This is a genomic window from Subsaximicrobium wynnwilliamsii (assembly GCF_007997225.1).
In the GTDB taxonomy this organism is placed as follows: domain Bacteria; phylum Bacteroidota; class Bacteroidia; order Flavobacteriales; family Flavobacteriaceae; genus Psychroserpens; species Psychroserpens wynnwilliamsii.
Genome location: NZ_VORM01000059.1, coordinates 1 through 5,085, shown reverse-complemented (window position 1 = coordinate 5,085; position 5,085 = coordinate 1). Strand labels below are relative to the sequence as shown.

8 protein-coding genes are annotated in these 5,085 nt (G+C 30.0%); 4 read left to right on the top strand and 4 right to left on the bottom strand.

The window, feature by feature from the left end; genetic code table 11:
• Positions 1–85: 85 nt before the first annotated feature.
• A complete protein-coding gene (locus ESY88_RS20260; RefSeq protein WP_147088514.1) occupies positions 86–442 on the bottom strand; it encodes an NAD(P)-dependent oxidoreductase in 357 nt (118 codons plus the stop codon).
• A complete protein-coding gene (locus tag ESY88_RS20255; protein ID WP_147088513.1) occupies positions 439–1,071 on the bottom strand; it encodes a DsbA family protein in 633 nt (210 codons plus the stop codon). The genes ESY88_RS20260 and ESY88_RS20255 overlap by 4 nt, the downstream gene beginning before the upstream one ends.
• Positions 1,072–1,213: 142 nt before the next feature.
• Between ESY88_RS20255 and ESY88_RS20250 the strand changes: the two genes are divergently transcribed.
• The 4 genes from ESY88_RS20250 to ESY88_RS20235 all read left to right on the top strand — a co-directional run bounded on the left by ESY88_RS20250 (position 1,214) and on the right by ESY88_RS20235 (position 3,301).
• On the top strand, positions 1,214–1,561 hold the full coding sequence (locus ESY88_RS20250; protein ID WP_147088512.1) for a winged helix-turn-helix transcriptional regulator: 348 nt from the start codon (positions 1,214–1,216) through the stop codon (positions 1,559–1,561).
• 4 nt (positions 1,562–1,565) lie between these two features.
• On the top strand, positions 1,566–2,432 hold the full coding sequence (locus ESY88_RS20245) for an NmrA family NAD(P)-binding protein (protein ID WP_147088515.1): 867 nt from the start codon (positions 1,566–1,568) through the stop codon (positions 2,430–2,432).
• 258 nt (positions 2,433–2,690) lie between these two features.
• Positions 2,691–2,876, top strand: a complete 186-nt coding sequence (locus ESY88_RS20240) for a hypothetical protein (protein WP_147088511.1) — start codon at positions 2,691–2,693, stop codon at positions 2,874–2,876.
• An 11-nt stretch (positions 2,877–2,887) separates the two neighbouring features.
• A complete protein-coding gene (locus ESY88_RS20235; RefSeq protein ID WP_147088510.1) occupies positions 2,888–3,301 on the top strand; it encodes a hypothetical protein in 414 nt (137 codons plus the stop codon).
• Between the two features lie 341 nt (positions 3,302–3,642).
• Here ESY88_RS20235 and ESY88_RS20230 read toward each other — a convergent pair whose 3' ends face one another.
• A complete protein-coding gene (locus tag ESY88_RS20230) occupies positions 3,643–4,860 on the bottom strand; it encodes a hypothetical protein (protein WP_147088509.1) in 1,218 nt (405 codons plus the stop codon).
• 65 nt (positions 4,861–4,925) lie between these two features.
• Positions 4,926–5,085 (bottom strand): transposase (locus ESY88_RS20225; RefSeq protein WP_147089840.1); only part of this gene is annotated, 160 nt, incomplete at its 5' end.

Genomic DNA, 5,085 nt, shown 5'->3' with positions numbered 1-5,085 from the left:
TGCCGTAAAAGTAAAACACCCTGTTACCAAGGAAATAACTTACACCACCATAATCAACTCCGAGCAGCAACAAAATTTAGCGAAATTATTCGATTTCTAACTTGGGTGTCCCAGCGACGAAAACAGGAGAAATTATTCTTTTGATATTTTTTTCTTTCATTGCTTGAACTATATTTTTGGTTCCATCAGTTTGTAACCATTCGGGTGAACCTTTAACGTGTCCAAATAAACTTACAACAATATCAGCATCTTCAATTACTTGTCTAACATCATCAATATTGAGAACGTCTCCCATATAAACTTCAAAATTAGGATTGACTTGACTTATACTTTTTGGGTTTCTTGCCAATGCTTTAACTTCAGAACCTCTTTCAAGAGCCAATTCTAAAAAATGTTGGCCTGTTTGACCTGATGCACCAAATAATGCTATTTTCTTTTTCATTTCATTCTCTTTTTAATTGATAAATAATTACTTTTTAATTCGCTAAATGGTATATATCCACTTCCTATCTTTTGATATGTCCCATTAATTTTTATAAATATTGTTGGATATCCTGATACATTTAACTCGGCAGATTTTTTAAAATCATCTTCAGCCAACTTCTTATACAAAGGGTCTTTCATTTTTAGAACAAACGACTTGGCATCTAAACCAAACTTCAACGCAATTTGACCATAAGCATCAAGATTTTCGGGCTCTATTCCATCATAATAAATGGCTCTTTGTAAGGCGGATGCGAATCGAATATTATTGTTTGGGTCTAAATTTTTAAATACCGATAAAGCAATTGCAGTTGGTACCGATGTAAAAATGGCATCACCGTTTTTTAAGGTTTTGTTTAGAAATTCGCTACCAAATTTTACACCCGTTGCTTTTTCAACACCTTTATATGCCCAACTTATATAAGATGCAACTTCACCAATTGGTCCTATTCTACCACCTGTTATCATTCCGCCAGATATAACTTCAAAACTTAGACTGTCTTTGTACTTTTCTTGAAATTGTGTTATCACGGGTGAAAAACCATAACACCATCCACATAAAGCATCATATACGTACACTATTTTCATTTTTTCCTGAGATTTATAGCTAATTAAGTTTATAATAAGAATGACTATTAATAAAAAATTTTATCTATAAATTGATAAGACTCCAAAAGTATCTACTTTTGATGTACCATAATAATAATATAGTACTAACATTTTGGTAAGTATGAAAAGTAAAGCATTAAAAATAACGGCAAGGTGTCCGATTAGAACCACAACCGATTTGCTAAGTGGCAAATGGAAACTTCTCATTTTGTTTCAATTAGCTCCTCAATCTTTAAGGCCTTCAGAATTAAAAAGAGTAATACCAGATATCAGCGAGAAAATGCTAATACAAGAACTAAAAACATTGTGTGATAGCGGCATGGTTATTCGCAAAAATTTTGGTGAAGTTCCTCCAAGGGTAGAATATGAATTAACCTCTATTGGGCGTAAGATAATGCCACTGATTGCTGAAATGCGGAACTTTGCAATTGAATATGAAAACGAAATTATCAGTAATACTAAATCATAAAATGATGTTAAAAGTATTAGTTACAGGGGCGACAGGAAATGTTGGAATTGAAGTTTTATCTTCTTTAAAAAAACTTGACCATAAACTCGAAATACATGCAGGTGTAAGGGATACAGAATTCGGCAATGAGAAGCTCTCAAATTTCAACATTAAGACAATCAAATTTGACTTTACGAATATTGAAACGTTTCTGTCTGCCTTAAAAGATATTGATGTGCTTTTTTTACTTCGACCACCACAAATTTCAGACGTTAAAAAATATTTTAAACCACTCATTGAAACAGCAAAGGAATCTTCAATAAAGCACATTGTCTTTTTATCTGTGCAAAGTGTTGAGAATAGTAAAATTATACCGCATCATAAAATTGAAAAATTAATTGTTGACAGTAAAATTCCGTACACATTTTTACGACCTGCCTATTTTATGCAAAATTTCACTTCGACTTTACGTAATGACTTAGTGAATAATCATAGAATTTATTTGCCATCAGGACAAGCAAAATTTACAGTAATAGACGTAGAAGATATTGGTTCTGTGACAGCAAAAGTGTTAATCGAACCGAAAAATCATATCAATAAGAGCTATGAATTAACTAATAATGAAACCTTGACATTTGCTGAAATGGCTGAAAAAATTAGTAAAGGAATTGGAAAGACTATAAAATTTATTTCACCTAATTTGTTACAGTTCTTTTTGACCAAACGAAAGGAAAATATGCCAACAATGCTAATTTTAGTAATGATTATGTTGCATTACTTTCCAAGATTTCAAAAGACACCTAAGACAACTGATTGGGTAAAAATTATCACAGGACAAGAGCCAAAATCTTTTGACGACTTCGTTCTCACAAACCTAAAACAACTTCGATAAAAAGAAACACAGGCTATAACAATGTATATAAAAAATAGTCGAAGCAGTAGTAAATTCAAGGCTTTTGGCTCGTATCGAACTTTGTGATTAATTGAAAGTTTGGTGCTTCGAAATAGCCTACTTTTCATATACTAATCGTTACACAACATTAAAAGAAACTCTAAAAATTCCAAAAATGGATATTGAAGATTTAATGAACAATCCGAAATTTAATATTGACATTGGTGCTTTTTGGGGAGCATTCACTCAACAAACTTGATGAATAGTTATCATCTAAAAGCAATTCTCAAAAGACAAGTTCAAATTGTAGAATTACAAAAGGGGAAAACAGGACAAGAATTAGACGAGTCAGTTCAAATAGAAATTGATATTTTGAATGAAAAATTCTCTGGATGGTTAAAAGAGGATATTATTAGTAACGTTGATAATTTTTCAAGAGATTAAAATTTAAAGAATTGGACAGTAGCCTAATTGGAATTGGAATAGCACTCGGAATTAGTTTCTTCATTCTTTACACAAGAAAAAAGAAATGGATGACCGAAAAAATAGTTTGGCTGATTTGTATTGGACTTTTGGCCTTTGGACTTTTTGGATTTTTATATTCCGAATCTGAATTTAGGAGCGATCGAATTATGTATTTCGGATTTTGCGTGCCAATAATTTATTGGATTTCTGACCGTATTTTCAAGCGGATAAGTGAAAATATTCATCAAAGGGACTTTATTCTATTTTTGAGATATTCGGACGAAATAAATGATGGATTTGGAGCAAAAAATCCACAAGTAAAAGGTTCAGATAAATTATTCTCATTCGGACTTTTGACTATAATTGTCGTAACCTTATTAATCGGAATTGGAACAATAAAATAAAAACGATTTGCCGTATAAAATTAATTGCTGGTTTTGGCTAAATTATGAAGGTCCAAACGGACTTTCTTGGTTCGTGTTTTATTTACTAAATTCACTGCTCAAAACACGCAACTAACCTTATTCAAAAACGTTAGGCAACGTATGACCAACACACAAGAAAAACTCGTTAATTACTTAAGCTAACGAGTGAAATTTTTGAGTAGGAAAATTATAATAAATTTGACGTAAGTCAGAATTTGAGGACAATTGAAAATAAAAATTATGTAGAATAAAGAGTTTCTGAATCACAAAAACATCTAAACAAAATTCAAAATATGAAAAAATATCCTAATTACAAAATTCTAGTTCCCCTCAGCTTTTTCATTATCATTAATTGCCAATAATGCCCTGTCCAAAATAGTCAAATAATCTGTATCTTCTATTTCTCTGCATGCCCAAGTACTACCAAACACCTGACTAAATAGGAACATTCTCTCTGGTTTATTATATCTAACAAAATACTTTTTACCACTTTCTGAAATTACAGTACCAATTAAATCATTAACAGGATTTAAATACTTATATTTACTAAATTCCAATAAATAAACATCTCCAGACTTTATTCCATATTTACTAGGATTATCTAATTTAATTGCATCACCTACTTTACAATCCATAAAATAAATTGCTTCTTTAGCACTTTTAAAAGCACTTCCCCCAACAAATATATTTTTACCATCCTCTCTTTTAGCTAAAAGGATTTTATCATATTCAGACCAAAGTAAGTCAAAATTATATTCCCCTCTATATTCTTTTAACTTTATAGTTTTTAGACTAATATCTATTTTATATTTATCATAAATATAATCTGCTAAAACTTCTCTAATAATATATGGCCACCCTTTCAACGTAACGTTTTTATAAGTAAATTTTGTTTGTTCAACTTTTGTCCAATTCTGTGATACATTACCAATTTTACCATCCCATAGCATAAAATTAGTAGGCGCACCAATCATTGGACTATTGTCGTCCCATCCAGCAAAAATAAATGCTGAATGTGTGAACTTGTTACGCACATCAAGTAAATATTTAAAAATTTTATTATCATCAATTATTTCTTGTTTTACCTCTTTACCTTTTATTTTAGAGTATTTTATTACGCTAATGCTATTAAAAAGTTTTACTCTAGTTTCAGTTTTCAATTCGTTAAAAACAAAATTTCTAATAGATTTAACTATACCATGTTTTTCTTTGTATTTCGAATATAAATTTTGAGTTAATTCTTTATAGTTTAATTTATTACTATCAAAATTTTCAAGTATTTGATCTCTTTCAAGATTATTTTCTTTTTTTACCCAAATGTCAAAATCCTCAAATTTTTCCTTTTCTGATAGTGTATCAAGGCATGTTAATAGTAAATAATTAATAGTACTATAAAAGTGTTGAAATGGATGAAAATCGTATTCAAGATTATAATTTAATGGTCCTTGGAAATTTACTCTATTAGAATAGAGCATATCTATAAACTTTATTCTGTGAATAACAGATTGTATGTTGTTAGGAATATTATCTTTATTCATTGATATTTATTAGTTGCTCTTAGACACCAAAACTAGAACTTTAATTAAATAATTTGTATATCCGTTTAGTGTCCATTAGCTGTAATGCTTGCTATTACTAGTCTATCAAAGATTCGCTCACCAAAATATCTTCGATTTAACTTGTAAACAAACTCGTTTAGATAAAGTTGCAGATATTTTTTCTTGATTTTATGGTACGTTCCTGTAAAATTCCGTTTAGCATTA